The sequence below is a fragment of the Methylocystis sp. genome, from assembly GCF_046349115.1.
Taxonomy (GTDB): Bacteria; Pseudomonadota; Alphaproteobacteria; order Rhizobiales; family Beijerinckiaceae; genus Methylocystis.
On sequence record NZ_JAXMCX010000003.1, the window covers coordinates 84,877 to 111,469 of the forward strand.

The 26,593-nt window shown below is 63.9% G+C and carries 26 protein-coding genes; 20 read left to right on the forward strand and 6 right to left on the reverse strand.

The genetic code is table 11. From position 1 onward, the window contains the following. The first annotated feature begins 4 nt into the window (after positions 1-4). On the forward strand, positions 5-1,222 hold the full coding sequence (odhB, locus tag U1E20_RS09925; RefSeq protein WP_409980445.1) for a 2-oxoglutarate dehydrogenase complex dihydrolipoyllysine-residue succinyltransferase: 1,218 nt from the start codon (positions 5-7) through the stop codon (positions 1,220-1,222). Between the two features lie 105 nt (positions 1,223-1,327). Beyond that, a complete protein-coding gene (locus U1E20_RS09930) occupies positions 1,328-1,597 on the forward strand; it encodes a DUF1150 family protein (protein ID WP_409980446.1) in 270 nt (89 codons plus the stop codon). 42 nt (positions 1,598-1,639) lie between these two features. On the opposite strand, the gene U1E20_RS09935 is transcribed toward U1E20_RS09930, so the two are convergent. Then, on the reverse strand, positions 1,640-3,466 hold the full coding sequence (locus U1E20_RS09935) for an outer membrane protein (RefSeq protein WP_409980447.1): 1,827 nt from the start codon (positions 3,464-3,466) through the stop codon (positions 1,640-1,642). 279 nt (positions 3,467-3,745) lie between these two features. On the opposite strand from U1E20_RS09935, the gene groES reads away from it, so the two are divergent. The 7 genes from groES to U1E20_RS09970 all read left to right on the forward strand — a co-directional run bounded on the left by groES (position 3,746) and on the right by U1E20_RS09970 (position 11,126). Continuing rightward, positions 3,746-4,033: a co-chaperone GroES gene (gene groES / locus U1E20_RS09940; RefSeq protein ID WP_409980448.1), complete on the forward strand. Its 288-nt coding sequence runs from the start codon at positions 3,746-3,748 to the stop codon at positions 4,031-4,033. Positions 4,034-4,077: 44 nt separating this feature from the next. Further along, positions 4,078-5,712 (forward strand): chaperonin GroEL, encoded by a 1,635-nt coding sequence (gene groL / locus U1E20_RS09945; protein ID WP_409980449.1) that lies wholly within the window; start codon positions 4,078-4,080, stop codon positions 5,710-5,712. Between the two features lie 421 nt (positions 5,713-6,133). Continuing rightward, positions 6,134-6,280, forward strand: coding sequence for an aa3-type cytochrome c oxidase subunit IV (locus U1E20_RS09950; RefSeq protein WP_409980450.1), 147 nt, complete (start codon positions 6,134-6,136; stop codon positions 6,278-6,280). Positions 6,281-6,352: 72 nt separating this feature from the next. Further along, positions 6,353-7,480, forward strand: coding sequence for a Re/Si-specific NAD(P)(+) transhydrogenase subunit alpha (locus U1E20_RS09955; RefSeq protein WP_409980451.1), 1,128 nt, complete (start codon positions 6,353-6,355; stop codon positions 7,478-7,480). A gap of 38 nt (positions 7,481-7,518) precedes the next feature. After that, complete coding sequence (locus U1E20_RS09960) at positions 7,519-7,971, forward strand: NAD(P) transhydrogenase subunit alpha (protein WP_409980452.1); 453 nt, start codon at positions 7,519-7,521, stop codon at positions 7,969-7,971. A 4-nt stretch (positions 7,972-7,975) separates the two neighbouring features. Continuing rightward, on the forward strand, positions 7,976-9,373 hold the full coding sequence (locus tag U1E20_RS09965) for an NAD(P)(+) transhydrogenase (Re/Si-specific) subunit beta (protein WP_409980453.1): 1,398 nt from the start codon (positions 7,976-7,978) through the stop codon (positions 9,371-9,373). Between the two features lie 304 nt (positions 9,374-9,677). Next, a complete protein-coding gene (locus U1E20_RS09970; RefSeq protein WP_409980454.1) occupies positions 9,678-11,126 on the forward strand; it encodes a hypothetical protein in 1,449 nt (482 codons plus the stop codon). 246 nt (positions 11,127-11,372) lie between these two features. Here U1E20_RS09970 and U1E20_RS09975 read toward each other — a convergent pair whose 3' ends face one another. Beyond that, complete coding sequence (locus U1E20_RS09975) at positions 11,373-13,979, reverse strand: TonB-dependent receptor (protein WP_409980455.1); 2,607 nt, start codon at positions 13,977-13,979, stop codon at positions 11,373-11,375. Between the two features lie 77 nt (positions 13,980-14,056). Beyond that, on the reverse strand, positions 14,057-14,428 hold the full coding sequence (locus U1E20_RS09980) for a DUF2946 family protein (protein WP_409980456.1): 372 nt from the start codon (positions 14,426-14,428) through the stop codon (positions 14,057-14,059). Between the two features lie 125 nt (positions 14,429-14,553). On the opposite strand from U1E20_RS09980, the gene U1E20_RS09985 reads away from it, so the two are divergent. The 8 genes from U1E20_RS09985 to U1E20_RS10020 all read left to right on the forward strand — a co-directional run bounded on the left by U1E20_RS09985 (position 14,554) and on the right by U1E20_RS10020 (position 20,165). After that, the gene (locus tag U1E20_RS09985; RefSeq protein WP_409980457.1) at positions 14,554-14,970 is read left to right on the forward strand and encodes a hypothetical protein; all 417 of its coding nucleotides are present in this window, start codon (positions 14,554-14,556) and stop codon (positions 14,968-14,970) included. A gap of 158 nt (positions 14,971-15,128) precedes the next feature. Continuing rightward, positions 15,129-15,773, forward strand: a complete 645-nt coding sequence (locus U1E20_RS09990; protein WP_409980458.1) for a MotA/TolQ/ExbB proton channel family protein — start codon at positions 15,129-15,131, stop codon at positions 15,771-15,773. Continuing rightward, on the forward strand, positions 15,773-16,300 hold the full coding sequence (locus U1E20_RS09995; protein ID WP_409980459.1) for an ExbD/TolR family protein: 528 nt from the start codon (positions 15,773-15,775) through the stop codon (positions 16,298-16,300). Before U1E20_RS09990 ends, U1E20_RS09995 begins: the two co-directional genes overlap by 1 nt. Continuing rightward, positions 16,297-17,013 carry an energy transducer TonB gene (locus U1E20_RS10000; RefSeq protein ID WP_409980460.1) on the forward strand — a complete coding sequence of 239 codons (717 nt, stop codon included), beginning with the start codon at positions 16,297-16,299 and terminating at the stop codon, positions 17,011-17,013. The genes U1E20_RS09995 and U1E20_RS10000 overlap by 4 nt, the downstream gene beginning before the upstream one ends. A gap of 174 nt (positions 17,014-17,187) precedes the next feature. Continuing rightward, the gene (locus tag U1E20_RS10005) at positions 17,188-17,520 is read left to right on the forward strand and encodes an energy transducer TonB (protein ID WP_409980461.1); all 333 of its coding nucleotides are present in this window, start codon (positions 17,188-17,190) and stop codon (positions 17,518-17,520) included. 64 nt (positions 17,521-17,584) lie between these two features. Continuing rightward, entirely contained in the window at positions 17,585-18,109 is a 525-nt protein-coding gene (locus U1E20_RS10010) for a hypothetical protein (RefSeq protein WP_409980462.1), read from the forward strand. Between the two features lie 76 nt (positions 18,110-18,185). Continuing rightward, positions 18,186-19,508 carry a sialidase family protein gene (locus tag U1E20_RS10015; protein WP_409980463.1) on the forward strand — a complete coding sequence of 441 codons (1,323 nt, stop codon included), beginning with the start codon at positions 18,186-18,188 and terminating at the stop codon, positions 19,506-19,508. A 180-nt stretch (positions 19,509-19,688) separates the two neighbouring features. Continuing rightward, a complete protein-coding gene (locus U1E20_RS10020) occupies positions 19,689-20,165 on the forward strand; it encodes a TlpA family protein disulfide reductase (RefSeq protein ID WP_409980464.1) in 477 nt (158 codons plus the stop codon). A 12-nt stretch (positions 20,166-20,177) separates the two neighbouring features. Here U1E20_RS10020 and U1E20_RS10025 read toward each other — a convergent pair whose 3' ends face one another. Beyond that, positions 20,178-20,375 (reverse strand): twin transmembrane helix small protein, encoded by a 198-nt coding sequence (locus tag U1E20_RS10025; protein WP_409980465.1) that lies wholly within the window; start codon positions 20,373-20,375, stop codon positions 20,178-20,180. Positions 20,376-20,436: 61 nt separating this feature from the next. Continuing rightward, positions 20,437-22,908: a TIGR02302 family protein gene (locus U1E20_RS10030; RefSeq protein ID WP_409980466.1), complete on the reverse strand. Its 2,472-nt coding sequence runs from the start codon at positions 22,906-22,908 to the stop codon at positions 20,437-20,439. Positions 22,909-23,032: 124 nt separating this feature from the next. Here U1E20_RS10030 and U1E20_RS10035 point away from each other — a divergent pair, with 124 nt between their 5' ends. Both U1E20_RS10035 and U1E20_RS10040 read left to right on the forward strand, forming a co-directional pair. Further along, the gene (locus U1E20_RS10035) at positions 23,033-23,545 is read left to right on the forward strand and encodes a hypothetical protein (RefSeq protein WP_409980467.1); all 513 of its coding nucleotides are present in this window, start codon (positions 23,033-23,035) and stop codon (positions 23,543-23,545) included. Between the two features lie 107 nt (positions 23,546-23,652). After that, the gene (locus U1E20_RS10040; protein WP_409980468.1) at positions 23,653-24,297 is read left to right on the forward strand and encodes a nucleoside deaminase; all 645 of its coding nucleotides are present in this window, start codon (positions 23,653-23,655) and stop codon (positions 24,295-24,297) included. Between the two features lie 19 nt (positions 24,298-24,316). On the opposite strand, the gene U1E20_RS10045 is transcribed toward U1E20_RS10040, so the two are convergent. Next, entirely contained in the window at positions 24,317-25,642 is a 1,326-nt protein-coding gene (locus U1E20_RS10045) for a dihydroorotase (protein ID WP_409980469.1), read from the reverse strand. A gap of 104 nt (positions 25,643-25,746) precedes the next feature. On the opposite strand from U1E20_RS10045, the gene U1E20_RS10050 reads away from it, so the two are divergent. After that, positions 25,747-26,580: a YgfZ/GcvT domain-containing protein gene (locus U1E20_RS10050; protein WP_409980470.1), complete on the forward strand. Its 834-nt coding sequence runs from the start codon at positions 25,747-25,749 to the stop codon at positions 26,578-26,580. The last annotated feature ends 13 nt before the right edge of the window (positions 26,581-26,593 follow it).

The following is a 26,593-nucleotide window of genomic DNA, read 5'->3' on the forward strand; positions in this document are numbered from 1 at the left end:
GCCGATGGCTGAAATTCGCGTCCCGACCTTGGGCGAATCGGTGACAGAAGCGACCATCGGCCGCTGGTTCAAGAAAGCCGGCGACGTGGTGCGCGCTGACGAGGCGCTCGCCGAACTTGAAACTGACAAGGTCACGCTCGAAGTCAACGCGCCCGCAGCCGGCGTGCTCGCCGAAATCGTCGCCAAGGAAGGCGAGACCGTGGAGCCGGGCGCGCTGCTTGGCCAGATCGTCGAGGGCGCGGCGTCTCCCCAGCCGAACCCGCCGGCGCCGAGTCCCGCTGCGAACGCGATGCCGCCGTCGCCTTCCGCCGCCAAAATCGCCGTCGAACAGGGGATCGACATTGCCCAGGTCCCCGGCAGCGGCAAGCGCGGTCAGGCGTTGAAATCGGACGTCGTTCAGTTCGCCGCCCGTCAGGCGGCGGCGCCGCAGCCCGCTCAGGAGGCCCGCGCGCTGGCCCCCGCACCGGAAGTTCGGGTCGAAGCGCCGCCGGCCCCGCGCCCGCCGCTGCCGCCGGAGGACGCCCGCCGCGAAGAGCGGGTGAAGATGACGCGGCTGCGCCAGACGATCGCGCGCCGGCTCAAGGAAGCGCAGAACGCCGCCGCGATGCTGACGACGTTCAACGAAGTCGACATGTCGACGCTCATCGACCTGCGCAAACGCTACAAGGAGGCCTTCGAAAAGCGGCATGGCGTGAAGCTCGGCTTCATGGGCTTTTTCGTGAAGGCCTGCTGTCAGGCGCTGGAAGAAATTCCGGCCGTCAATGCGGAGATCGACGGAACCGACATTATCTACAAGCGCTTCTGCCATATCGGCGTCGCCGTCGGCACGGAGAAGGGCCTCGTCGTGCCGGTGGTGCGCGACGCCGACCGTCTCTCGCTCGCCGAGATCGAACAGACCATCGCCGCGCTCGGCCGCAAGGCGCGCGACGGCGCGCTCGACATCAATGATCTGCAGGGCGGCACGTTCACGATTTCAAATGGCGGCGTCTATGGCTCGCTGATGTCGACGCCCATTTTGAACGCGCCGCAATCGGGCATTCTCGGCATGCACAAGATTCAGGAGCGCCCCGTGGTGATCGACGGCAAGATCGAGGCGCGGCCGATGATGTATCTCGCGCTGTCCTATGACCACCGCCTCGTCGACGGAAAGGAAGCCGTGACTTTTCTGGTGCGGGTCAAGGAGTTGCTGGAAGACCCGGCGAGACTCGCGCTCGGACTCTGACCGCGACCCCTTCAAAATCTCCAAACGCTACACATCTAAATTCAGACGGCGCGCCGCTCATTGGGCGTCGTCGGCGGTGGCGAAAGGACCGCCATGGAGGTAAGGATGGACATGAAAACCGCGACCGAACGCACGGAATCCCCGCTGACGGCCGAGCAGTTCGCCCAGCTTGGCGATGGCCTCATCGCTTATGTGCGGCCGATGCGCTCGGAGGACGTCAATCGGCTTTACCCGCAGGCGCCTCATATTGCGCCGGGGTTGATGATTTTCGCGCTGTTCGGCGCCGATGGCGCGCCCATCGTCCTCGCGGATTCCGAAGAAGGCTGCATCGGCAACGCGCTTGAAAACCATCTGCAAATGGTCAGCCTGCATTAAGCAACGAAAATAGCCCGGCCCGCCCAGGCGTCAGACAGATATTCAATAGGCGGCGACCATCGGCCCCTCCGGCCCGGGCCAATCGATCCGATAGTTGAATCCTGTGCGGATCAGATGGGTCGCGCTGGCGCTCGAGGCGGCGAAATTCGCGGGAATTCCGTCCGCCACCAAGCCGCCATAGGCGTTGATCGCGTAACCCTGCCGACCAAGGTCCACATAAAGCCACTCAGCCTTGAGACTCCAGTTGCGGGCGACGGCGTATTCGAGTCCCGCGCCCGCGGTCCAGCCCGTGGCGAAGCCGGAAAAGGCGCCGGCGGAGCAATAGAAGTCGAGCGCGCAGAACCTGTTGCCCTCGCCAAGCGCCCCGCGCGCCGAGACCTGGCCATAGGCGAAGCCGCCGGTGAGGTAGAGCATGATGTCGTCGCGCGGCAGAACGCCAAACCGCCCGCGCACGGTTCCGAGCGACTCGAGCAGCCGCTTGGCGCTGGCGGCGAAATTCCGACACTCATTGTCTTCATCAAAGCAGTCGCCTTTCTTGCTCTCTTCATTGAGGAAGTTGGCGGAAGCGCCGTATGAGCCGCCGATATTGGCGTAGGCGAAATCGGTCTCAAGACCCGCGACGAGAAGCGGATGAAGGCGCCAATTATAGCCGATTTGCCCGCCGCCGACGAAGCCGGCGATGTCCGAGCGCTGTGAGAAGGGCGCCCTGGCGTCCGACTGGAGGATCGCCGCTTCCGGCGAGCGCGCGGCCAGAGTCGTATCTTTCGCGGCGGCGAAACCATAGCCGACATGGCCGCCAATATAGACGCCGCCCCATTCATGCGGCTCCGCCGCCGCCTTGCCGAAGAACGGACCGAATTCGCCAGCGCCGGTCCGATCGTCGGGGCCGCCGAAGCGGTAGCCCGCCTGCAAGAAAAATCCGTAGCGTTCCGACAGCGAGTAGATCGGGTGCGCCACATTGTCGAACTGGCGCTCGCCATGGTCTATGCCCGGCGCGCTGAATCGCCAATAACGCCCGCCGATCCCGACGCTGAACCGCGGCGTCAGATCATAGGCGATGAGGCCTTCGAGCTGAACGCCGTCCCCTTCGCCCGACTGCTGCACGCCGCGTATGTTGGGACGAAAATTATGATAGTCGGTGTTCCACAGCCAGCTGTGAATCCAGGCCGCTTCTAGCGAGGCGCGCAGGCCCGGGGTCAGTTCGATCTCGCCGCCGACGCCGACGCGCAGCGAGTTCCACGAAACGTCGAAATCGAGGCCGTCCAGACTTGTCGGGTAAGGCGTCCGATTCTCCGGAGCCGCTGCGCAAAGCTCTGTGTTCATCAGAACCTGCGCGCAGCCGAATGAATTCATCCGCTCATGGAAATTATTATAGCCGACGAAGGGACCGATCCTGACCGGCTGGCCAGTCGGCAATCTGGTCTCCACGACATTATAGCCCAGATCGACGGTGACATATTTGAGCGAGCCGCCGCTCTGTACATGGACCGTATTGCTATAACCGCCATACTTCGCGGCCACGGTGTCCTCGTCATTGAGCTTGCCGCTCGCCAGCGTCCCGCCGCCGAAAAAGCCTTTCAGGAAGGCGCCGCTCTCATGGTCGACGCGAAAAAAGGTCTCGGCCGAATGGCCGGTCACATCGCCGAAGGTGAGGCGCGAAACCAACGTTCCCGGGAAATAGGCGTGATAGTAATCATATTTATGGTTGCCCGAACTGAACCAGTAGCGGGCGCCGACTTCTACGCGCCATGGCGACGGCGCCAAAAAAAGCGGGGGCGGAGCCTTGTCGACCGGAAGATCGGCGGCGCTGACGGCGAGAGGGCCCAGCGCCGCCGCTGCGGCGCACAGGGCGAGGAGGTGCTTACGCATCGAATTCTCGGAAAAATTGCTTGGAATGCGCGGACGTTTCGGGCCAAAAACGACCGACTCAATACTGACTTATGGGTAAGATGAATTATTGTCGGACGCTGTAGCCGCGGCGCAACAGCGCCGGAAATTTTGGGCGCATCCCCAACTTGACAGCCGCGCCGCCCGCTCCTATCTGCATGTCGCCTGCTGGCACTCAGCAAAGATGAGTGCCAGCAGGCGTTCGCATATCCCTTTTTGGCGGGGCAGAACCCCGTCAGGCCAGAAAAGGAAAGATTCACAATGGCGTTCCGTCCCCTCCACGACCGCGTCGTGGTCAAGCGACTCGAAGGCGAGGAAAAGACCAAAGGCGGCATCATCATTCCGGACTCCGCGAAGGAGAAGCCGCAAGAGGGCAAGGTGGTCTCCGTCGGACCCGGCGCCCGCGACGAAAACGGCAAACTCAACCCGCTCGACGTCAAGGCCGGCGACCGCGTGCTGTTCGGCAAATGGTCGGGCACCGAGGTCAAGATCGACGGCGATGACCTGCTGATCATGAAGGAAAGCGACATTCTCGGCATCGTCGACTGACTCGACGCCGCCGATCGCTTTTGAACCCTTTAGGAGAATTTTAAATGGCTGCAAAAGACGTCCGTTTCTCAACTGACGCCCGCGACCGCATCCTGCGCGGCGTCGAAATCCTCAACAACGCCGTCAAAGTGACGCTCGGCCCCAAGGGCCGCAATGTCGTCATCGAGAAGTCCTTCGGCGCGCCGCGCATCAGCAAGGACGGCGTCACGGTGGCGAAGGAAATCGAGCTTGCCGACAAGTTCGAGAATCTCGGCGCCCAGCTCGTCCGCGAAGTCGCCTCGAAGCAAAATGACATCGCCGGCGACGGCACCACGACGGCGACGGTTCTCGCCGCCTCGATCGCCCGCGAAGGCTCCAAGGCGGTCGCCGCCGGCCTCAACCCGATGGATCTGAAGCGCGGCGTCGATCTCGCCGTCGAGGCCATCGTCGCCGATCTCAAGCAGCATTCCAAGAAGGTCACCTCGAACGACGAGATCGCCCAGGTCGGCACCATCTCCGCGAACGGCGACAAGTTCATTGGCGAGGAAATCGCCAAGGCGATGCAGAAGGTCGGCAATGAGGGCGTGATCACGGTCGAGGAGGCGAAGAGCCTCGAGACCGAGACCGACATCGTCGAGGGCATGCAGTTCGATCGCGGCTATCTCTCGCCCTATTTCATCACCAACGCCGAGAAGATGATCGCCGAGCTCGACGATCCCTACATTCTCATCCATGAGAAGAAGCTGTCGACGCTGCAGCCGCTGCTGCCGATTCTCGAAGCGGTGGTGCAGACCGGCAAGCCTCTGCTCATCGTCGCCGAGGACGTCGAAGGCGAGGCGCTCGCCACGCTCGTCGTCAACAAGCTGCGCGGCGGCTTGAAGATCGCCGCCGTCAAGGCGCCGGGCTTTGGCGACCGTCGCAAGGCGATGCTCGAAGACATCGCGATCCTGACCGGCGGCCAGATGATCGCCGAGGACCTCGGCATCAAGCTCGAGAACGTCACGCTCGCCATGCTCGGCCGCGCCAAGCGCGTGCGCATCGAAAAGGAGAACACGACGATCATCGACGGCGCCGGCGAGAAGAAGGACATCGAGGCGCGCATCTCCCAGATCAAGGGCCAGATCGAGGAGACAACCTCCGACTATGACCGCGAGAAGCTGCAGGAGCGTCTCGCCAAGCTCGCAGGCGGCGTCGCGGTGATCCGCGTCGGCGGCGCGACCGAGGTCGAAGTCAAGGAGAAGAAGGACCGCGTCGACGACGCGCTCAACGCCACCCGCGCGGCGGTCGAAGAAGGCGTGTCGCCGGGCGGCGGCGTCGCGCTGCTGCGCGCCATCAAGGCGCTCGGCGGCGTCAAGGTCGGCAATCCGGATCAGCAGACGGGCGTCGACATCGTCCGTAAGGCGATCCAGGCGCCGGCCCGCCAGATCGTCGACAATGCCGGCGGCGACGGCGCCGTGGTGGTCGGCAAGCTGCTCGAATCCGGCGAATACGGCTATGGCTTCGACGCGCAGAAGGGCGAGTATGGCGACCTGATGAAGCTCGGCATCATCGACCCGACCAAGGTCGTGCGCACCGCGCTGCAGGACGCCGCCTCGATCGCCGGCCTGATCATCACCACCGAGGCGACGATCACCGAAGCGCCGAAGAAGGAAGCTCCGCCGCCGATGCCGGGCGGCGGCATGGGCGGCATGGACTTCTAAGCCGCGTCCATCCAACAAGACAGAGCCCCGGACGACCAAACGTCCGGGGCTTTTTTCTTACGCGACGCCATGAAATAGCGAGCCTCGAAGCTCGCTTGGCTGCGAACACGCCGACTTAGGCGGTTTTGCGGTTGACGCGCCCTTCAGCAAGCCAAGAGAGTTTCCGCGTAGCGTTCTTTTCTTTGGCGAGCGTTTCTCAAGAAAAGTTGCGCGCAATCCTCGCGGCCAAACGCCTCGGCCCGCCCCAGCGCCATAAACCCCAAACTCTGTCTGTGCTTCGCTGCGCCGCGCGCGGCGGCGCGACGCAGGCACTTGCGCGTCTTGGGACGTCTTGGGGCGTTGCCCTATGGCTTGCGCTCGTTTAGCATGAGCTTCGCGCGCGGGTTCACGCGCGCGTTAAGCAAGAATTGGGAGGAGCAAGATGGCGAGCTTGCGCACGCCGGTGGAGTCGAACGGCGACTGGGCCGAGCATGTAAGGACCTATGAGACATTTCTGCTGCTGCTGAAGATCGCGGCGGCGGGCACGGCAGTGGTGCTGCTCGCGCTGTATTTCTTCGTCGCGCGCTAGGCCCGCGCTCTTCGCCTGCCACCGCTGGCGGCGACGCTGGCGGCGACGGTTTTTCCGCAACCGGAGTTCGTCATGCGCATCGCCGTATTGGCTGAAACGGATCAGTCCGAGCCGCGGGTCGCGGCCACGCCTGAGACCGTCAAGAAATTCATCGGGCTCGGCGCCGACGTGGCGGTCGAGTCCGGCGCCGGCGCCGCAGCCGGCATTTCCGACGGCGATTACGCCGCGGCCGGCGCGACGGTCGCCAATGACGCGGCGGCGGCGCTGACCGGCGCCGACGTGGCGCTGCGCGTGCGGCGTCCCTCGGCGGCGGAGCTCGCGGGCGCGAAACCCAATCTCGCGGTGATCGCGATCATGGACCCCTTTGGCGCCGGCGCTCAGCTCGCCGAACTGGCCAAGGCCGGCGCGATCGCCTTCGCCATGGAGTTCATGCCGCGCATCACCCGCGCGCAAACCATGGACGTGCTGTCGTCGCAGGCCAATCTCGCGGGCTACCGCGCGGTCATTGACGCGATGGCCGAATATGGCCGCTCATTCCCGATGATGATGACCGCCGCCGGCACCGTTCCGGCGGCGAAAGTCTTTATCATGGGCGTCGGCGTCGCCGGCCTGCAGGCGATCGCCACCGCGCGGCGCATGGGCGCGATCGTCACCGCCACCGACGTTCGTCCCGCGACGAAGGAGCAGGTCGAGTCGCTCGGCGCGAAATTCATCGCAGTCGAAAACGAAGAGTTCAAACAGGCCGAGACCTCCGGCGGCTACGCCAAGGAAATGTCGCCCGAATATCAGCAGGCGCAGGCCGAGCTCGTCGCCTCGCACATCGCCAAGCAGGATGTCGTCATCACCACGGCGCTGATCCCCGGCCGACCGGCGCCCAAGCTCATCTTGGCTGAGATGGTGAGCTCGATGCGTCCCGGCTCGGTCATCGTCGATCTCGCGGCCGAGCGCGGCGGCAATTGCGAGTTGACCAAGCCCGGCGAAACCGTGGTGGTCGACGGCGTGAAAATTCTTGGCGCGCTCAACCTCGCCGGCCGCATGGCGTCGACGGCGTCAAGCCTCTACGCCAAGAATTTGCTGGCCTTCGTCGAGACGCTCGTCTCGAAGGACACGAAGCAGCTCGCCATCAACTGGGACGACGAATTGGTGAAGGCGACCGCGCTGACCCGCGACGGCGCCATCCTGGACGAACGTTTCAAATAGCCGCCTGCGCGCACAACAAACCAAAGGGGCGTTAAGCGATGACCGACTCTACGCAACAATTGCTTGAGAAGGCGCAGGCGGCGGCAGAGGCCGCCCGCCATCTCGCCGAACAGGCGCAGCAATATTCCGACGAACTTGCGCATACGGCGGCCGCCGCCGCGGCGCACGGGCTTGCCGGCGGCGCCATCGATCCATTCGTCTTCCGCGTGGCGATTTTCGCCATGGCGGTGTTCGTCGGCTATTACGTCGTCTGGTCGGTGACGCCGGCCCTGCATACGCCGCTGATGTCGGTGACCAACGCGATTTCCTCGGTGATCATCGTCGGCGCGCTGCTCGCCGCCGGCGTCGAAGGCATGACCGCCGCCGAGGCCTCGGGCTCATGGTGGGCGAACGCCTTCGGCTTCATCGCCGTCATTCTCGCCAGCGTGAACATTTTCGGCGGCTTCCTGGTCACCGAACGCATGCTCGCCATGTACAAGAAGAAGGGCTGACGCCATGAGCGCCAATATCGCAGCCCTCCTCTATCTCGTCTCCGGCGTCCTGTTCATCCTCGCGCTGCGCGGCCTCTCGTCGCCGGCGACGTCGCGGGAGGGCAATCGCTACGGCATGATCGGCATGGCGATCGCCGTCGCGACGACGCTGCTGACGCATTTTCCGTCCTTCGGCGGCCTGCTGATGATCGTGATCGGCGTCGCCATCGGCGGCGGCGCGGGCGCCTTCATCGCCCAGCGCGTGCCGATGACGAAGATGCCGGAACTCGTCGCCATGTTCCACTCGCTCGTCGGCCTCGCCGCCGTGCTGGTGGCGGGCGGCGCATTCTTCGCGCCGCGCGCCTTCGGCATCGGCGATTCGAGCGAGATTCACGCCGGCAGCCTCGTCGAAATGTCGCTCGGCGCGGCGATCGGCGCGATCACCTTCACCGGATCGATCATCGCCTTTCTGAAGCTCTCCGAGCGCATGACCGGCAAGCCGATCCTGCTGCCGGAGCGCCACACCATCAACATCATGCTCGGCGTCGCGATGCTGGCGCTGACCGCGCTGTTCGTCGGCACGCAGAGCGGCTTCTGGCTGTTCCTGCTGATCGTCGCCTCGCTGGTGGTGGGCGTGACGCTGATCATTCCGATCGGCGGCGCCGACATGCCGGTCGTCGTCTCGATGCTCAACTCCTATTCGGGCTGGGCGGCGGCGGGCATCGGCTTCACGCTCGGCAATCTGGCGCTGATCATCACCGGCGCGCTGGTCGGCTCATCGGGCGCGATCCTTTCCTACATCATGTGCAAGGGGATGAACCGCAGCTTCATCTCGGTCATTCTCGGCGGCTTCGGCGGCGAGGTGGCGGGGCCGGCGGGCGGCAAGGAGACGCGCAACGTCAAGCAGGGCTCGGCCGAGGACGCCGCCTATATCATGCAGAACGCCGGCAAGGTGATCGTCGTGCCGGGCTATGGCATGGCGGTGGCGCAGGCGCAGCACGCGCTGCGCGAAATGGCCGACATCCTCAAGGCGGAAGGCGTCGATATCAAATACGCCATCCATCCGGTCGCCGGCCGCATGCCGGGCCATATGAATGTGCTGCTCGCAGAGGCCAATGTGCCTTACGACGAAGTGTTCGAACTCGAGGACATCAACTCCGAATTCGGACAGGCGGATGTCGCCTTCGTCATCGGCGCCAATGACGTGACCAATCCCGCCGCCAAGACCGACAAGACCTCGGCGATCTACGGCATGCCGATCCTCGACGTCGAAAAAGCGAAGACGGTGCTGTTCTTGAAGCGCGGCATGGGCTCAGGCTACGCCGGCGTCGAGAACGAGCTGTTCTTTAGGCCCAACACGATGATGCTGTTCGGCGACGCTAAGAAGACCGTCGAATCGATCGTCAAATCGCTGGCGCATTAAGCTTCAACAGAGCAAAAATCGATTGAGCCCGGGAGTTTTCTCCCGGGCTTTTTTGCGCGATTGGCGCAAGACCCGGCATCGTTGCGCTCAGGGCGAATTCCCCGCGCGCATCATGGGCCCGGCCGCGACACTCGTCGCTCGCCATCGACGCCGCGCGACAGGCGCGTGCGGTGGCGCACAGTCCAGCGATGCGCCCCTCCTTAGGCTCCGAGCTCTGCTGCGGCGGCAAAGGGGAACCAAAGCTCCCACAGCGGCGTTCGTATTTACATATTGAGCAATCTCCAATTTTTTGGGAGTGACGATCATGTTTAAGAATATTCTTTCCGTGGCGACCGGCGCCTTAAATAAGGTATTGCATGTTTTCAGTAGTCAATTCGTCAGCACCCTTACTGCGCTAGTCGTCATTGCGCCATTCGCGGCATGGATCGGGGGGTGGTTCACTGGTCCGAGCTCCTACAAAATTTATTTTGTGGGAGACAACAAACAAGCTGGCGTGCTTGATTCATGGCAGGGAATAAAGTCTTCACTGAGCGATGAACAAATCGACGACATCAGGGTCGAGATGATACAAGTCGACGCTACTCCTGATGACGCCGAAGAAGTCTCAAAAACAATTGTTAATAAAGATGATACATTAATGGTGATTGGACATTTCAGCAGCACTGCATCTTCTCATGCGCTCAACCATTATATGCTTGCTGACCCTCCCATTCCAGTCATTTTACCGATCGAAAGCAATCCGGCGCTCGATGTTCGTGACAGTTCGCGAGCCTATGCGCCGCTTTTCCGCCTAGTTCCCACGGATGACCTGCAAGCCGAGGAAGCCGCCAACTTTGCCGAGGAAACCGGCGCGAAACGAATTTGGGTCATCGAAGATACCGAGACAAATCCCGTATACACTCAATATGTCGCCGCCAATTTTATTAGATTTATACAAGATAAATACAACGAAAAAAGCTATCTTGTAGATTATTGTGAAGATCGAGGAAATTTAGCTAATAATTGCGATACTGTAAAAAAATGGACTTCAGATCATTACCACGCTCGAGTGGTGCTAAGAACAACACTGTTAGCCCCTCCGTCGAGGGAGGTTGTCAAATCGCTCAACATAGATTTCGTATTTTTTGTCGGACAAGAAGAAAATTGCCTACTAATTGCCAATGAGCTTGGCGATTTTTTCAACGATACCGACAAAAAGCCGACTCTTCTTGCCGCCAAAGGCTGCGAAAAGCGTCTAGACAAGCTTTCCAATGCCAAAATCGAGCGAACCTATACGATAAATCACGTGTCCGCGTCTGATTTCTATGATCGGGGATATGCGGGTCGACCCGGTAAAGAGGCGGGCTTGATCTTGAAGGACATTTTTGACCGCGTTCGTCAGTCGAGATCGTCATTTGGCGAAGTGTTCGACAAGGGATTTCTGAGCGCGGTCAGATTCATTTTCAAGTGGCACAGAGCGCCTGACGTGCGTCTCGCGCTGGCGTCCGAGATGGAACGATCGATCGAGAAGACGACGTTTTCGATCGACCCCGGCGCTTCGGAAAAATACGACTTAAAATTCCAAAAGAACGGCCAAGTGATGGGAAAGAAATTCCATGTCTGGCGTCTGGAGAAGTCCGGCGAGGAGTTGAAATTCGTCGATCTGAAGAAGGCGCCCGACGGCAAGAAAGTTGCCGGTTCGAAAAACCACGACGATGAACGAAAAGCCGAACTTCAAAAGACGGGCCGCAGAACGAGAGTATCGCAGAACTAAACCGCGCGAGGTCGTCGCGCGACGAAAGGCGAAGACGACACGGTTCTTGAAGCGGAGGACGGGACCGTTCGTGTCGGCGTGCGGAGCGCGTTCATTCGGCCCGATACGAAGATGCTGTTCGGCGACGCCAAGAAAACGGATGCATCGATCGTCAAGCCGCTGGCGCGTTAACGCGACGGCCAAAAAATGAAAGGGCCTGGAAGCGCAATGCTTCCAGGCTCTCTCCTTTCGGTGCGCCGAGGCGCCTCACTCCCAATTGAACGCGACCGGCTGAAGCAAATTCTGCGGGAGCCCGCTCTCATTGTCGAAATAGAAAATTCCGCGTTCGGGATGTTTATTCGCGCCGTAATCATATTTGGCCGCGAAAAAGAAGGTGCGCTGCGGGAAGGGATGGAACAGGAAATATTTGTAGTTGCCGATATTGTCGATGCCAAAGTCGAAGGCCCAACGCTCGTTCCATTTGTAGTGGATCTTGGTGTCCACGACGAAAAAGCGATCGAAGGCCCCATACACGCCATGCGCTCGATCATTGTTGGAGAGCGTCGACCACATGCGGTCCTGCCAACGCGCTGCGAGCGTGAACGACCAATTATCGTCTGGTCGGTACGTCGCCACGCCCGTCCAACGCCACTTTGGCACGTAAGGGACGTTCTTGCCGGTGACGGACCAGATTCCATTGTCGAGATTGTTGCCGCCCGTAGGGGCCCAGGTCGGATCGGAGATGATACGAGAGTTGACGTAGGTCGCGCTCGCCAAAAGTTCGAGTCCCTTGACCAAGACGTCGTCCCTGCTCGCGGCGAATTCGACGCCCGAGTTGCGAATGCGCGAGATGTTGACGTTGCCTGTGGTCAGCGTGCTGAGCGACGTCACGTAAAGATTCTGAGCAATAATTGCGTCGCGCACCTCTTCGTCAAAGAGCGACACGCGCGCCGTTCCATTGCCGCCGATCTTGCGTTCGAATGTCAGCTCCTTGGTGAGAGCGACTTCCGGACGCAAATTTGGGTTCGGATTGGCGGCGGGGGCGGAGCCCGTGACCGAGGTCAGGTTGTAGAGCTCTCGCGCGGTCGGGAAACGGTTGGCCATGCCGACTGACGCCGTGACGGTCCATTTGTCGTCGGGAGTCCATTGGAACGAGCCCTTGGGCGAGACCCGAGTCGAGTAAAGGTTCGGCTGGTAGATCGGCAGCATATTCACCAGCGAAGCGGTTGAGCCGGTGCCGGTCGCGTTGATGCTGCCGAGTTGCTGGTTGTAACCGTCCGAAGCCTGCCAATGCTCGCCGCGCACCCCGACCGTGAACTTATAGAGGTCGTTGATCCTCCAGGCGTCTTGCAGCCAGAGCGCCTGCGTGCGGGTCGTGCCGTCGCCGATCGAGGCGATGGCTCCATAGGCGGCTGCGGTTCCGGAAGGCCAATTGGTCGTGAGCCAGGTCGGATTGTTGAGGTGGAACTGGTCGCCATGCAGACCGAAGCTGATGTCATGGCCCGTCAGAATGCCATCGGGACGGAGGATGCCCTTCATGTCGAAGAGGCTCCAATAGGTTCCCGTATAGACCGCGTTCTTGCCGGTCGCCGTGTAACCGACCGGCGCCGCGCTATAAGGGGCGACCTGGTCCGACTGCAAATAGGTGAAGTTCGAGGCCGAAATTTCCCAATCGAACAGACCGCCGGTGTTGCTTTTCACCGCCCCCGCATTCACCAACATCTTCTCCTGAACGCGGTAGTAGGCTGCGCCGAAGCTCTGGAGGGTCGATGTCTGCAGGCCCCAACGATTGCTGGTGCTGCTGAAGACCGGGCCGTACACCGGACCGTAGCCCGAATAGAGGTAATTCTCGGGATATGACGTGCCGTCATTCGACCAAAAGCCGAGCGTGTACGTCGCGCGGACGGTCGGCGCGAAATCATAGGCGAGCTTTAATTTGCCGTTGACCTGATCATTCGAGAGATTGCCGGCGGACCCAAGCACCGTCGCCGGCACTCCGAATTTGGTCGTCGCGAAATAGCCCCCTGGATAGCCGTACAACGTTTGCGCCGTGACATAGGTCAATGGCTGCTGCGAGCCGCGCTGCCAGTTGCCGGAAATCGTGTAGAGAAAGTCGCCGATCTTGTCGCCGACAAACACGCTGGTGACATTGTTCACCAGTCCTTTCGACGTTCCATAGAGCGAGAAGTCCTGAACGGCGAGCGTATCCTTTGCGGACACTTCCAATTGCTCCGGCATGCGCGTCGTGATCTTCAGCACGCCGCCCATGGAGTTGCCCGGATATTGCGCCGCATAGGGACCATAAAGGAAGTCAACGCGGTCGATTTCCTCCGGCGCGACGAGGCCCCAGCGCGGGGCGCCGATCGTATTGTCGTTGCCGATGAGCGCGGTGAGAAGCAGATCGTCGGCATAAACGAGACTTCGCGCCGAGGAGTTGATGCCCCAGGTTCGGGTCTGCAGGACCGCCTGCGTGTCGCCATTGTTTCGTTTGCGCACGAAAAGGCTCGGCATGTATTTGACCGCATCTTCCGTGTCGACGATGTTGATCCGACGCTCGATTTGGCTACGCGTTATACTCGCGACCGTATTCGGTAGTTGCCACTTTTGAACGAAGGCGGGCTTGCCGTCGGGAAGCGTCGCCGCCCAAATCGACGGCGTCGAAGGGGCTGAGCTTGGAGCCGGCGCGACATTCGTGGTCGCGCCAGGGCCCGCGACATGCTCGGCTCCCCGGCGAACGACGCCGCGACGCTGGCCGCCGACATCGATGGTCGGCAGCGATTGCTGCGCGGCGACGGGCGTCGCGCAAAGTTCGGAAAGCGCAAAAATCGAGAGAGCGCCGGCGGAGACGCCGCGCAGGAGCGAGTAGCGAAACATGAGTTGATTCCCTCTGGCGCCGACCAAGGCGGCGCGACTGACCCGAACGGCCTAAAGCCGTCGTAACTTTTGGCGGATCAGGCGAAGGAAGGCGGGCCGCGCGGGGAGGCGCTGCGGTTTTGCTGGGAGGGAACAAAGCTTTGCGCCGGCGGCGCCCGCGGCGCGACATGATGCGCCAAGCCTTGGATTACAAAGAGATTGTCGGTAGGCGGCAGCGTGCTCCAGCCGATATGGCAGAGCGCGCAAGCGCAGGCCTCGTGATCGAGATCGCCTGAGGGCGCTGGTTTCGACTCGCCCTGCGCCGATGACTTCTGCGCGAGGAAATGGCACTTGGCGATCGCTGCGTCGGGCGCGCCGAGGGCCACCGCCGCTGACGCCTCGCATGGCGAGACGAGCTTCGCGACGAGCGCAAACAGAATGAATAGTGTGGCTAGCCGCCGACTGCCCATGCCCGTCTCAGCGAATTCGCCGCCGTCAACTGTGGCGGCGCAGGGCGCGAACATGGACCGGTAAACCGCGCATTTCCAAGCCTCCTTGCGTTGTCAAAGATTAAAAAATCAATTAAGAGACAATTATGTCACAGTTGCGCGCCATGCGTCGGGAGTTCCGTGCGGCATTCGCCGTCGTCGCCGCTTGCGCGCTGATGTTGTCTCTTCTTTTGTCGGGCGCCGCTCGGCCCGCGCACGCATTCGCCGGTTCGGAAGGCGTCGCGTGCGAGCATTTCGCCTCTCTAGCAGGACCGCTTATCGCCGCGTCGCAGGATGCGACCGCGGCGATGCGCCATGGCGCGCCATTTCGATCCGGACATAAATGTCCGGAATGCTGTCTCGCCGCGCATGCGAATTCCGCGGTTCTGCCCGAGCGCATGGCTTCAATCGCGCGATCCGCCGCGCGACCGGCGACGATCGATCACAGCGCCATCGGCGCGCGACCGCCGGAAAGTCTGACGCCGAGCGGCGCGAATGGCGCGCGCGCCCCTCCCGCCATTTAGATTTTCTGATTGGGTCGGACTTCAGGCGCGAAGCGCCGGAGTCCGGCCGCGGTTTCGCCGCTTGGACGGCGCTCATCTCGCGACGACACAATAAAACGAAAACTGACGCTCCGCCTGCGCGGTCGCCGCAAGCGCGTCCTAAAAACGAGTGAGTGACAATGGATTACAATACGCTTTCCCCTCTCGCCATGTTCCTAAACGCCGGTCCCGTCGGAAAGGTCGTCATGGCGCTGCTGCTGCTCGCCTCGATCTGGACGTGGGTGCTCATCGTCGAAGGCGTTGTGGCCGTCAACCGCATCGCCAAATCGGCGCGCTCGGCCCGCGCCGGCGGCGACGTCGGCGTTCTCGCGCCGGTCGCGGAAGCCGGACATGAAGCTTTCTCGCTCGACCTGCCCGACGAAACGATTGGCGACAAGCGCGCCCGCATCGCCGACCATATGAGCCGCACCGCGCGCGAATTCCTCACCAAGGCGGAAGGCGGCCTGCCCAATCTCGCCGTCATCTCGTCGGTCGCGCCCTTCGTCGGCCTGTTCGGCACGGTGTGGGGCATCATGACGAGTTTCGCCGGCATCGCGCAGTCGCAGGACACGAGCCTCGCTGTCGTCGCGCCGGGCATCGCCGAAGCGCTCGCGGCGACGGCCTATGGGCTTGCCGCCGCGATCCCCGCCTCGGTGGGCTACAACCGCATCGGCGCCGCCTTCGCGCGCGTCGGCCAGCAGGTCGCCCATTACATCGAAGACGAATCGCTGCTCATGTGCAGCGGCCATCAGGCGCGTCCGCGTCGTGATCGGGAGGCCGCGTAATGGGCATGCCCTCACGCCAGCGCCAGAGCGCAACCGACGGCCTCTATCAGCCGCTCGCCGACATCAATGTGACGCCGCTCGTCGACGTCATGCTGGTGCTGCTCATCATCTTCATGGTGACGGCGCCATTGCTCGCCAAGGGCGTCAAGGTGAATCTGCCGCAGGCGAGCGCCGCGGCGCCGATCAACCAGAAAGAGCCGATCGTGGTTACGGTCGGCAAGGAAGGCAAGATCGCGCTCGGCGCTGACGAAACCACGCCGGAAGCGCTCATCGACGGCATCAAGGTGATGATGGGCGACGACCAGTCGCGCGTCGTCCATATCCGCGGCGACACCGAGGCCGTCTATGGCGAGGTCGTCGCGGTGATGGACAAGCTCGCGACCAATGGGATCACCCATATCGCCATCATGACCAACTCGCGCAGCAAGACCGGCCCGGCGACGAAGGGCGCGCATGGCCACGCCGCGCCAGCTGCCGGCGCGCCGCCGGCGCATGTTCCGGCCACGCCCGCGGGGGCGGCGAAATGACCGATCTCGCGCTCAGTCCCCAACAGATTGTGCGCGAGGGCGACCGACCGCCCTCGGGTCCCGATCCGATCAAGCCGCCGTGGCTTCGCTCGGTGACGACCGCCGCGGTCGTCGCCCTGCATGTCGTGGTCTTCGCCATACTCGCCTATACGGCGAAGCCGAATGCGATCTCCCTCGATTCGGTCAGCATGGACCTCGTCTCGGAAGGCGACTTCTTCGAGCAGGAGGAAGTCGCGGAAGCCGACGACACGCCGCCGCCCGAAGCAGTCGAGGAGCCCGAAATCGCGCTGCCGCCGCCGCTGGTGATGGCGCCGGACGCCGTGCCCTTGCCGGCCAAGCGGGACGACGTCGACGAGATCAAGAAGAAGGTCGAACAGCAGCAGGTCCAGCGCGCCCAGCAGCGCCAGGAAGCGCAGGCGCGTCGACGCTATGGCGCGCCGGAGGGACAGGCCGCGAGTTCGGGCGCGTCCCAGGCGACATGCCTCGCGCATATCGCAGCGGCGCTTCGCCGGCATACGCCCGGCTCGACGAGCCTTGGTCCCGGCCACGCCAGCGTGACGTTCCACGTCAATCCCGGCGGCGGCCTGTCGGGCGTCTCGGCGTCGGGGTCGAGTCCGGCCCATGCGGCGCTGGCGCGACGGATCGTGGCGTCGTCGCGCGGGCCCAGCATGTGCGGCGCGGCCTTCGTCAGCCAGGCCTTCGCTTTCCACTGACGAGAAGCGGCGGACGCGCGCGCCCGCCGTTATCAATTGTTCTGAAACATTGGGGGCAAGATGAAGCTCGCGCGCTCGCTTAGCTTGATTGCGGCGCTAGCCGCTTCGACGGCGCATGCCGAGAACGCTAAGTCGACGACAGCGCCAAAGCGAAGCGCGACGCCGGCGCCTGCGATGGCAGCCAAGCCCGCTGCGCCGGCGCCCACGCAGGGAGCGACCGCGCCCACCGCCGCGCCGGCGATGTCGGAAAGCAAATTCCTCGGCGCGCTCTATGCCGCGATCGCCAAGCAAACGCCGGCGGAGAGCCCCGCCGGCGAAGGGCAAGTCACGGCCAGCTTTCATGTCAACGCACAAGGCAAGATCGACAAGGTGACGATCGACAAGACGACCAGTCCCGCTTTGGCGGAGGCGGTGAAAAAAATCCTGTTGACCGTCGAAGCGCCGCCGCCGCCCGGCGGCTCCATGGAAGTGGGGCAAACATTCATGTTCCGCGGAACGCCAAAGTAATTCCGGCGGCGATGAACGCCGGAGGAGAGCGCGTGGCGACGCGCATTTTTTGAAGGAGGGAGAGATGCGGCAAATTTCTCGACTGACGATAGGACTTTCAGCGCTGGCTTTCGCCGTCGCGCTGGGAGCCGGCGGGCCGGTCCGGGCGCAGGGCGAAGCGCCCAAACCGCAGGCCGAAGACAAGACCGAACCGAAGCCGGAAGAGCACAAGGACGCGAAGCCGGAAGAGAAGGCCGAAAAGCGCGACGATAAGGCCAAGGCGCAGAGCGAACAGAAGGCGAAGCCGGCGCGGGACGAAAAGTCGGCCGAGAAATCCGTCGACAAAAAGAGCAAGGCTGACAGCGCCGCCTATTTGCGCAAGCTCGCTCAGCTCATTCGCGCGCGCTCGCCGGGCGTGACCAATCTCGGCTCGGGAACAGCAGTCGTCCGCTTTCGTCTCGGCGCCTCCGGCGCGCCGAGCAGCATCGCCATCGTTTCGGCGTCCACGCCCAAACACGGCGAATTGGCGCGCTCCATCGTCTCGGGCCTGAAGGCGCCGCCGCCGCCCGGCGGCTTCTATGACGGCGTGCAAAGTTTTCGATTCCATTAGCGGCCACGCATCATTGCTTGGCGCATGAAAGCGTCGGCGCCGGACGCCGCAAACAGGAGAGAAGCAGGAGAGAGAAATGAAGCGCATCGCCTTTGCCCTGCTCGCCGTTTGCGTCCCCGTCGCCGCGCTTGCCGCGCCAGACGCGCCGGCGCCGATCAGCGCAGAAAAAACAGATTCGCCGACCGCCAATGCGGACAAGGGCGCGCCGGCGCCGGCGGCCCAATCGGCGCATGCCGCGATGGGCCATCACCCCGCGCCGGCTTGCGCCGAGGCGAAAGTCGACTGCGCGATGACCGCCGTTCCGGCCTTCGCCAGGGACGGCCGCCTATGGGTCGCCTTCTCGGTCGGCAAGACCGTCTACGCCGCGGCGTCGTCAGATAATGGCAAGAGTTTTTCGCCGCCGACGGCGATCGCCACGGTCGGCGACGGCGTCATCGACGCGCATGGCGACGCGCGACCCAAAATCACGGCGCTTAACGATGGGGCCCTGCTCGCGACCTATACGACGCGGCCCGACAAGCAAATGATCGGCACGATTTTCACCGCCCGCTCGACCGACGGCGGCAAGACATTCTCGACGCCGCAGCCGCTCCTGACCGAAGGCGGCCAGCGCTTCGACAGCATCGTCGTCAATCGCAAGGGCCGCATCTACGCCGGCTGGCTCGACAAGACCCATGCGCTCAAAGCCAAGGCCGAAGGCAAGGAATTCGCCGGGAGCGGCGTCGCCTTCGCCTATTCCGACGACGGCGGCAAGACCTTCAACGGCAAGTCGATCCTCATCGATCACGCCTGCGAATGCTGCCGCATGTCGGGCGCGCTCGACAAGGATGGAACGCCGGTCTTCGCCTGGCGGCAGGTTTTGGACGGCAATATTCGCGACCATGTGGTCGCCAAACTCTCGGCGGACGCGACGCAGGCGACGGCGACGCGCGTCGCCGACGACGACTGGTCGATCAACAGCTGTCCGCATCACGGACCATCGATCGCCATCGACGCCTCGGGCGCCTGGCATGTGGTCTGGTTCACCAAGGGCAAGAACCGGCAAGGCCTATTCTACGCGCGCAGCGTCGACGACGGCAAAAGCTTTTCCCAGCCGGAAAAATTCGGGGAGGACGCGCGCGCGCCGGGACATCCGACGCTGATCGCGGCGAAGGACCGCCTCTATCGCGTCTGGAAAGAGTTCGACGGGACGACGACGACGATCGCGATGCAACTGTCGCGCGACAACGGCAAGAGCTGGAGCGCGCCGCGCATGGTCGCGCAGACCGCAGACGCCTCCGACCATCCGGAGCTCATCGCCCATAAGGGCGCGGCCTATCTGTCATGGCTCACCCATAAGGAAGGCTATCGCCTTCTGCCTCTGCCGCGCGACGAAAAAAGCGCGGCGGCGGCGCGGTGACGCCGCTTTCGCAATCGCGCCGCTTTGTCATTCCCGACGCTTCGCTTGCAGCGAAGCATCGGGAATCCGGGGCAAACTCTGAAGATTCGCCGTGCGGCTCTGGATGCCCGGTCGCCGCCATGCGGCGCCGGGCATGACAAGACCCCCGAGTCTTCGTAACCGTCAGTTGGATTTCGCCTGATGCGCCTCTTCGTTCTCGCCTTCGCCTTTGCTCTCGCCGTGAGCGCCGCGAACGCCTTTGACTTCAAGCCCTATGGGCGCGGCGACTTCGCCAAATTGAGCAAGGCGCACGCCGGCAGGCCGCTCGTCGTGCATTTCTGGTCGGTGACCTGTCCGCCCTGCCTCGTCGAATTGCCGGAATGGGCGAAATTCGCCGCCGAGAAAAAAGGAATCGACCTCGTCTTCGTAAATACGGATAGCGACGAGGACCGCGCGCGCGCGCAGGCGCGCATCGAAAAGGCCGGACTCTCGAACGCCGACCATTACGGCTTCGCCGATGACTTCGTCGAAAAGCTTTATTTCGAGGCAGACAATAGCTGGCGCGGAGAACTGCCTTTCACCGCGCTCGTCGCCCCCGACGGCGCCGTGGTGACGGTGACCGGCGCGATTGACGATCCGCTGATCGTCGCATGGCTGGAGAAACGCGCCGGCAAGTGAACGCGGCGCCGATCAGCGGCCTCGCGCGTAAAGCACGCCGAGCACGATCAGAAGCGCCAGCAATTGCAGGCCGACGCGCCAGCGCATGAGCTTCTGGGCGCGGGCCGGCGCGCCCTGGCCGCCGCGAAACATGTTGACGAAGCCGGCGGCGACGACGAGCGCGACCGCCGCGACGGCGACAATCACCAACAGATTTGAATAACTTGGCATGAGCGGCGCTTCTCCTTACGCACCCGCGCTGTAGAGAAGCATGCGCCGCGCCGCAAGGCGTTTATCGCCGCAGCAGGCGCTGCAAATAATCGAGTTCTTCCGGCGGGCGCTCGGGCTGGCCGAGCCGGCGGCGCAACTCTTCCTGCACGCGATGGGCGCGCTGCGCCGGCGCCAGCCCGAGCGGATCATATTTGCCGGAGACATCCGGTCGGTTGCCGTCGCCGGCGGCGCGACCGAGCGGATCGCGGCCCTTGCCGCGGCGCCCGCGCCTGCCGGGGCTTCCGCCCTCTTCGTCGGCGCTTTCGTCGCCCTCCCCGCGCATCTGCTGCGCCAGCCTGTCGGCGCCCTTGCGCAGCGCCTGAACGGCGCGCCCTTGGGCGTCGATCGCCCTGCCGCGTCCTTCTCCAGCCTTGCCGAGCGCCTCTTCCGCCTCCTTCATCGCGCGGCGCGCCTCGTCGAGTTCTTCGCCGGCCTCGATGCCGCCCTCGCGCAGCGCATCCTGCTGACGCTCCAGCCGCTCGCGAAGCGCCTGCTGGCGGTTGCGTTCGGCGCCGGGCTCGTCGCTCCGGCGCTGGCCGTTTTGACGGCCCCCGCGCGAGGCGCGCGGCTCCGCGTCGTCTTCGTCGGGGTTCATTCCCTGAAAGGTTTCGTCGCGCAATTGCTGCTCCTCGCGCGACAGCCGATCGAGTTCGCTGAGCGCGCGGTTCATTTCTCGCCCGTGCGCGCGGCGCTGGCCCGCGCCCTGCCCCGATTGCACATTTTCGAGAATGTCCTGGAGTTCGTCGAGGAGGCGCTGCGCCTGCGGCATGTCGCCGGCCTTCATCGCTCGGTTCATTTCATCGAGCATCGACTGCAATTCGTCTGGCGTGACCGAGTCGGCGCTCCCTTCCGCCTCTCGCAGCGGTGCGCCTGGCGGCGGCAATCTTGCGCCAAGCTGCTGGAGGAATTTGTCGAGCGCGTCGCGAAGCTCCTCGGCGCGCTGAGCGATGTCCGCCTCGCTGTCGCCGCGCGCGATCGCATCCCTCAATTCGCGCTCGGCGGCGCGCAGATCGCGCTCTGCCTGGGAAATGTCGCCTTCTTCGAGGTCGAGCGCCATCGCCCAGAGCATTTCGCAGACGCCGCGCAAATCATCGTCGTTGCGCGCGGCGTCGAGCGCGCGGCGCGCCTCGCCCAATCCGAGATGGATGGCCGACGGCGTCTCGAAGGCTTCCGGCGCGACCGACAGGGCCTCGAGCGCCGTGCGGACGCTGTCGCGCCGGTCCGGATCGAGCGCCAGGATGCGTCGCTGTTCCGCGAGCGCGCGCGCCAGCGGCTTGACGAAGCGGCGCTGCGGCAAAATCATTTCGATCGCTTCCGAAACGCCCTCATTGTCCGCGGCGTCCCTGGCGACGAGCCGCATCGCGAGCTTCGCGCCGCCGAAGGGACTGTCGGCAAGATCGATCGTCGCCTTGCCTTCGCCCTGGCCGCCAGCGCCGGGCGGCAGCGCCAGCGCCAGTCGAGGCGGCTCGTAAAGCGCGCGCGGCCCTCCGGGCGGCTTGCTGAAAACGGCTTCGGCGCCGACGACGCCGTAATCATCGTCGGCGCGAAAAGCGAGCGTCATCGATCCGCGCGCATTGTTGCGCGGCCGGTCGGTGAGCGCGATGGCCGGAGGCCTGTCGGGGATCGCCGCGAGATCGAAGCGCCGATCGTCGGACAGCGACACTTGCCCCGCCCCCGAGAGCTTGAACGCCTGCTCCTTCGGCGGCGCCTCCTTCCCGGAGTCGTCGCTGGCTTGCTGCGCCACGAGACCGCCGGAGACCGACGCGCCGGCGTCCGGCGGGCGGATGCGCAAGGTCGAATTGACCGGCGCATCGATCGACGCATCGCTTTCCTTGGCGAGCACGATCGGCGGACGGCCGGTGTAGGCCGGCGGCTCCAGCCAGGCGTCGACGCGCGCGCTGGTCCCGAAGCTTGAGGCGGCGCGCCAATCGAAGGCGGCGGCAAGGCGCGCGCGCTTTTCGTCGCCGGCCGCGAAACCCGCCGCGACGGCGGCGACGAGCGCGAACGCGCGCAAGGCGTAAGGGTCGCGCTGCGGCACGCGCGGCTGCGGCGCCTCGATCGGCGCCTTCGCCAAAGCTTCCTCCAGGCGCCGGCGGTGCAGCGCCCAGAGCGCCTCGACGCCTGCATCAGCGTTCTGCGTGGCGAGCCGGTCTTCGAGCGACGAAGCCGGACGCAACGCCGAATCGGCGCTCCGGTCCAGCCGTTCCAGCGCCGCGGCGCGATGCGGCCAGCCGCGCACCGATTCCCGCACGACGACATAGAGCGCCGCGAAGCCGAACAGCGCCACGCCGACGATGCGCGCTTCCGCCGGCGCCGCGCCCCAGAACCCCAGCCAGGAGAGCGCCAGGAAGAACAAGAGAATGGTGGCGAGCGCCAGGCCGGTCCGCCAGAGGCGCTCGGCGACGATCGCCAGCGCCGAGCGACGCAGCATCGCCTCAAGCCGAGGCGACGCCTTTTTTTCCGAATGTCCGTCCTGCTGTTGAAGCTCTTCCATTTATTCTCCGAGAGACGCGACGGCTAAAATGGCGGCTTCATCGCATCGAGACAATCTTGGCTGTAGAAGAACGCCATAATTCAGGGCATTGGCAAATCGAAGGCGGCGTGCGGTAACATCCCGCATGAGCCGCAAATCCAACGCCGACGCCCTGGCCGACGTCGTGTCGCCCCCGATCGGCGATCTTGCTCTATTGCCCGCGCCGGTCGCCAAGATCCGCGATAAAATTCTGGCCGCTTGCGAGACGGGCGATGTCGAAGCGCTACGCATTCCGATCGACTGGAACGAGACTCGGCCGCTCTTCGCCAGGAGCGGCGCGTTCAAGGCCGGAACCGATCCGATCGAGATTTTGAAGGCGCTTTCCTTCGATCGCAAGGGTCGCGAGACGATTTCGCTCATTCGCGCGATTTTCGCTCAGCCTTACGTCAAAATCATGCGCGGACCGACGACGCTCTATGAATGGCCGGCCTTCACGCGCCAGCCGGGGCCGCCCGCTAATGACCGCGACGCGGTGGCGCGATGGCGCTGCGTGCGCTTCGGCGATCTTTCCCGCGCCAATGCCGAAGGCAAGCCGCGCGCGACGCGGATCGGAATCGCGTCCGACGGCGTCTGGCACTATTTCTGGAGCGAAGATTGAGATTTGCCGGTGGCGCGTCTCGACTAGCGGCGCGCCGAACGCAACAGGGCCGCTAGACATTCCTGCGCTATTCCAATTCAATCGGAGCAACGACGGGAGGCGATCCGATGAGTGAGACCAAAAATATTCTTTCTTCGCTCGACAAATTATTTTCCTCGATCGTCGTGACGCCGCGCCGGGAGTTTCTGGCCAGAGGGGCGACGCTTATGGCCGCCGCCGCCGGCGGAACGAATGCGCTGTTCGCGAAAGAGCGCAAGAACGCCGCCCAGCCGGCCGCAACCGACAAGGATCGCGAATATATGGCGCAGGCGATCAAGCTGATGCGTCGAGCCGGCGTCGTCGACAGAACCGGCGGGCCGTTCGGCGCCATTGTCATGAAAGACGGCGAGATCATCGGCGCCGCGGGCAACAGCGTGCTGCGCGACAATGATCCGACCGGGCACGCCGAAATGAACGCGATCAGAGCGGCCTGCAAGAAGATCGGCTCGCCGCATGTCGCGGGGGCGATTCTCTACAGCAGCTGCGAACCCTGTCCGATGTGCTACTCGACCGCCTATTGGGCGCGCGTCGGAAAGATTTTTTACGGGGCGGAGTGGAAGGATTACCAGGATCTCTTTGACGATCAGGCGATCGATCAGGACATGAAGAAGCCGATGGCGCAGCGCGCGATCCCCGTCGTCGAGCTGATGCGGCCCGAAGCCGATGCGGTCTGGCAGGAATATCGCGCGCTACCCGACAAGCAGCGCTATTGAAAGCGAGCGATGCGCGCTTTTATCGCGTCCCCCAGAAGCGCATCGGCGCGCCTTGCGACGGCGTCGTGAGGTCGCCTTCCCACATGACCCTGGCGCCGCGCACGAAGGTTCCGACCGGCCAGCCGACGACCTCCTTGCCGTCATAAGGCGTCCAGCCGACGCGCGAGGCGATCCATGAATTGCGAATCGTCTCGCGGCGCTTCATGTCGACGATGGTGAGATCGGCGTCATAGCCGACCGCCGCGCGCCCCTTGCCGGCGATGCCGAAAAGCCGCGCCGGACCGGCGCTGGTCAAGTCGACGAAGCGCTGCAGAGTCAGTCGGCCGGCGTTGACATGATCGAGCAGCAGCGGAACGAGGGTCTGCACGCCGGTCATCCCTGAAGGACTTTCTGGATAAGGCGTGGCCTTTTCTTCAAGCGTGTGCGGCGCATGGTCGGAGCCGAGCACGTCGACGACGCCCTGCGCGACGCCGCGCCACAGGCCTTCGCGATGGCGCGCCTCGCGCACCGGCGGATTCATCTGGGCCAGCGTGCCGATTCGCGCATAGTCGCCCGCGTCCATCGTAAGGTGATGGGGCGTCACCTCGACGCTGGCGATATCCTTGTTCTCGGCGAGCAGCGCAATCTCTTCTTCGGTCGTCACATGCAGCACATGCACGAGCGCGCGCTTGTCGCGGGCGATGGCCAGGAGGCGACGGGTCGATCGCAGCGCCGTCTCGACGTCGCGCCAGACCGGATGCGAGGCGGGATCGCCGGCAACACGCAGTGGCTTGCGTTCGTTCAGGCGGTCTTCGTCTTCGCTGTGAAAGGCTGCGCGCCGGCGCGTATGCGACAGCACGTCGGCGATTCCGGCGTCGTCGGCGATCAGCAGCGAGCCGGTCGAAGAGCCCATGAACACCTTGATTCCGGCCGCGCCGGGCAAGCGCTCCAGCTCGCCAAGATGACGGGCGTTCTCATGCGTGCCGCCGACCCAGAAGGCGAAATCGCAATGCATGCGTCCGCTCGCGCGCGCGACTTTGTCGGCCAGCTCCGCTTCGCCCGTCGTGAGCGGATTGGTGTTGGGCATGTCGAAGACCCCGACGACTCCGCCGAGAACCGCGCCGCGCGATCCCGATTCAAGGTCTTCCTTGTGCGGCGCGCCGGGTTCGCGGAAATGCACCTGAGTGTCGATGACGCCTGGAAGAATATGCAGGCCTCGGCAGTCGATGGTCTCGCCCGCAGAGGCGCGGGACAGGTCGCCGATTTCGGCGATCCTGCCGCCGCGAAGGCCGACGTCGCGGACGCCCACGCCGTCCTGATTGACCAGCGCGCCGCCGGACAGAATGACGTCGAAGACCTTCGGCATGAATGGCGCCTTGCTTGCGACGCGGTCGCGGGGTGGGCTTTAGTTGCTAATGCGCCAAAGGGGCGCGAGACTCAAGCAGCGCGCGGCGGAGGCAAGAGAGACGGATGACCAAGGCGATCCTCCTCGACGATCGGGGAATCATCGAGATTTCGGGCGAGGACGCAGGCAAGTTCCTGCATAATCTCGTGACCAATGACGTCGCCTCGCTCAAACCAGGCGAGGCGCGCTTTGCCGCGCTGCTGACGCCGCAGGGCAAGATTTTGTTCGATTTTCTTGTCTTCGCGGCGGGCGGCGACCGCTATCTCATCGATTGTCCGCTCGACCTTGCCGCCGATCTTCAGAAACGTCTGAACATTTACAAACTGCGTTCGAAACTGACCGTGACGAACCGCAGCGGCGAATTCGAGGCGATCGCCTTCCCCGACATGAGCGAAGTTCCGACGGTCGACGCCGTCGCCATCGCCGCCGACCCGCGCGGGCCGCTTGGCTTTCGCGCCATCGCGGAGAAGGGCAGGATTCCGACAAGTAACGAGCGGCGCGACTATGAGGCGCTGCGCATCCACGCCGGCGTGCCGCTCGGCGGCGTCGATTTCGCCTATGGCGGAACCTTTCCTCACGAAGCCAATATGGATCTGCTTTCGGGGATCGACTTCAAGAAGGGCTGTTACGTCGGCCAGGAAGTGGTGTCGCGGATGAAACATCGCGGCCTGGTGCGCAAGCGGGTCGCCAAATATCGCGCGCAGGGCGGCGCGCCAGCGCCCGGCGAAGCGATCCGCGCCGGCGGGGTCGAAATCGGCGTCACCGGCTCGCGCCTTGAGGGAGAGGGTCTCGCCATGATCCGCCTCGACCGGCTCGACGACGCCCTGGCGACCGGCGCGACGCCTGAAGCGGCGGGCGCGGATTTGTCATTTGAGACGCCCGACAAACCGTCGCCCTAGAGATACGACCGAG

What these genes read in the sequence shown, in the direction of transcription:
- odhB (WP_409980445.1), top strand. Translation starts at nt 5, where the DNA reads ATGGCTGAAATTCGCGTCCCGACCTTGGGCGAATCGGTGACAGAAGCG.
- U1E20_RS09930 (WP_409980446.1), top strand. Translation starts at nt 1,328, where the DNA reads ATGGACATGAAAACCGCGACCGAACGCACGGAATCCCCGCTGACGGCC.
- U1E20_RS09935 (WP_409980447.1), bottom strand. Translation starts at nt 3,466, where the DNA reads ATGCGTAAGCACCTCCTCGCCCTGTGCGCCGCAGCGGCGGCGCTGGGC.
- groES (WP_409980448.1), top strand. Translation starts at nt 3,746, where the DNA reads ATGGCGTTCCGTCCCCTCCACGACCGCGTCGTGGTCAAGCGACTCGAA.
- groL (WP_409980449.1), top strand. Translation starts at nt 4,078, where the DNA reads ATGGCTGCAAAAGACGTCCGTTTCTCAACTGACGCCCGCGACCGCATC.
- U1E20_RS09950 (WP_409980450.1), top strand. Translation starts at nt 6,134, where the DNA reads ATGGCGAGCTTGCGCACGCCGGTGGAGTCGAACGGCGACTGGGCCGAG.
- U1E20_RS09955 (WP_409980451.1), top strand. Translation starts at nt 6,353, where the DNA reads ATGCGCATCGCCGTATTGGCTGAAACGGATCAGTCCGAGCCGCGGGTC.
- U1E20_RS09960 (WP_409980452.1), top strand. Translation starts at nt 7,519, where the DNA reads ATGACCGACTCTACGCAACAATTGCTTGAGAAGGCGCAGGCGGCGGCA.
- U1E20_RS09965 (WP_409980453.1), top strand. Translation starts at nt 7,976, where the DNA reads ATGAGCGCCAATATCGCAGCCCTCCTCTATCTCGTCTCCGGCGTCCTG.
- U1E20_RS09970 (WP_409980454.1), top strand. Translation starts at nt 9,678, where the DNA reads ATGTTTAAGAATATTCTTTCCGTGGCGACCGGCGCCTTAAATAAGGTA.
- U1E20_RS09975 (WP_409980455.1), bottom strand. Translation starts at nt 13,979, where the DNA reads ATGTTTCGCTACTCGCTCCTGCGCGGCGTCTCCGCCGGCGCTCTCTCG.
- U1E20_RS09980 (WP_409980456.1), bottom strand. Translation starts at nt 14,428, where the DNA reads ATGGGCAGTCGGCGGCTAGCCACACTATTCATTCTGTTTGCGCTCGTC.
- U1E20_RS09985 (WP_409980457.1), top strand. Translation starts at nt 14,554, where the DNA reads ATGTCACAGTTGCGCGCCATGCGTCGGGAGTTCCGTGCGGCATTCGCC.
- U1E20_RS09990 (WP_409980458.1), top strand. Translation starts at nt 15,129, where the DNA reads ATGGATTACAATACGCTTTCCCCTCTCGCCATGTTCCTAAACGCCGGT.
- U1E20_RS09995 (WP_409980459.1), top strand. Translation starts at nt 15,773, where the DNA reads ATGGGCATGCCCTCACGCCAGCGCCAGAGCGCAACCGACGGCCTCTAT.
- U1E20_RS10000 (WP_409980460.1), top strand. Translation starts at nt 16,297, where the DNA reads ATGACCGATCTCGCGCTCAGTCCCCAACAGATTGTGCGCGAGGGCGAC.
- U1E20_RS10005 (WP_409980461.1), top strand. Translation starts at nt 17,188, where the DNA reads ATGGCAGCCAAGCCCGCTGCGCCGGCGCCCACGCAGGGAGCGACCGCG.
- U1E20_RS10010 (WP_409980462.1), top strand. Translation starts at nt 17,585, where the DNA reads ATGCGGCAAATTTCTCGACTGACGATAGGACTTTCAGCGCTGGCTTTC.
- U1E20_RS10015 (WP_409980463.1), top strand. Translation starts at nt 18,186, where the DNA reads ATGAAGCGCATCGCCTTTGCCCTGCTCGCCGTTTGCGTCCCCGTCGCC.
- U1E20_RS10020 (WP_409980464.1), top strand. Translation starts at nt 19,689, where the DNA reads ATGCGCCTCTTCGTTCTCGCCTTCGCCTTTGCTCTCGCCGTGAGCGCC.
- U1E20_RS10025 (WP_409980465.1), bottom strand. Translation starts at nt 20,375, where the DNA reads ATGCCAAGTTATTCAAATCTGTTGGTGATTGTCGCCGTCGCGGCGGTC.
- U1E20_RS10030 (WP_409980466.1), bottom strand. Translation starts at nt 22,908, where the DNA reads ATGGAAGAGCTTCAACAGCAGGACGGACATTCGGAAAAAAAGGCGTCG.
- U1E20_RS10035 (WP_409980467.1), top strand. Translation starts at nt 23,033, where the DNA reads ATGAGCCGCAAATCCAACGCCGACGCCCTGGCCGACGTCGTGTCGCCC.
- U1E20_RS10040 (WP_409980468.1), top strand. Translation starts at nt 23,653, where the DNA reads ATGAGTGAGACCAAAAATATTCTTTCTTCGCTCGACAAATTATTTTCC.
- U1E20_RS10045 (WP_409980469.1), bottom strand. Translation starts at nt 25,642, where the DNA reads ATGCCGAAGGTCTTCGACGTCATTCTGTCCGGCGGCGCGCTGGTCAAT.
- U1E20_RS10050 (WP_409980470.1), top strand. Translation starts at nt 25,747, where the DNA reads ATGACCAAGGCGATCCTCCTCGACGATCGGGGAATCATCGAGATTTCG.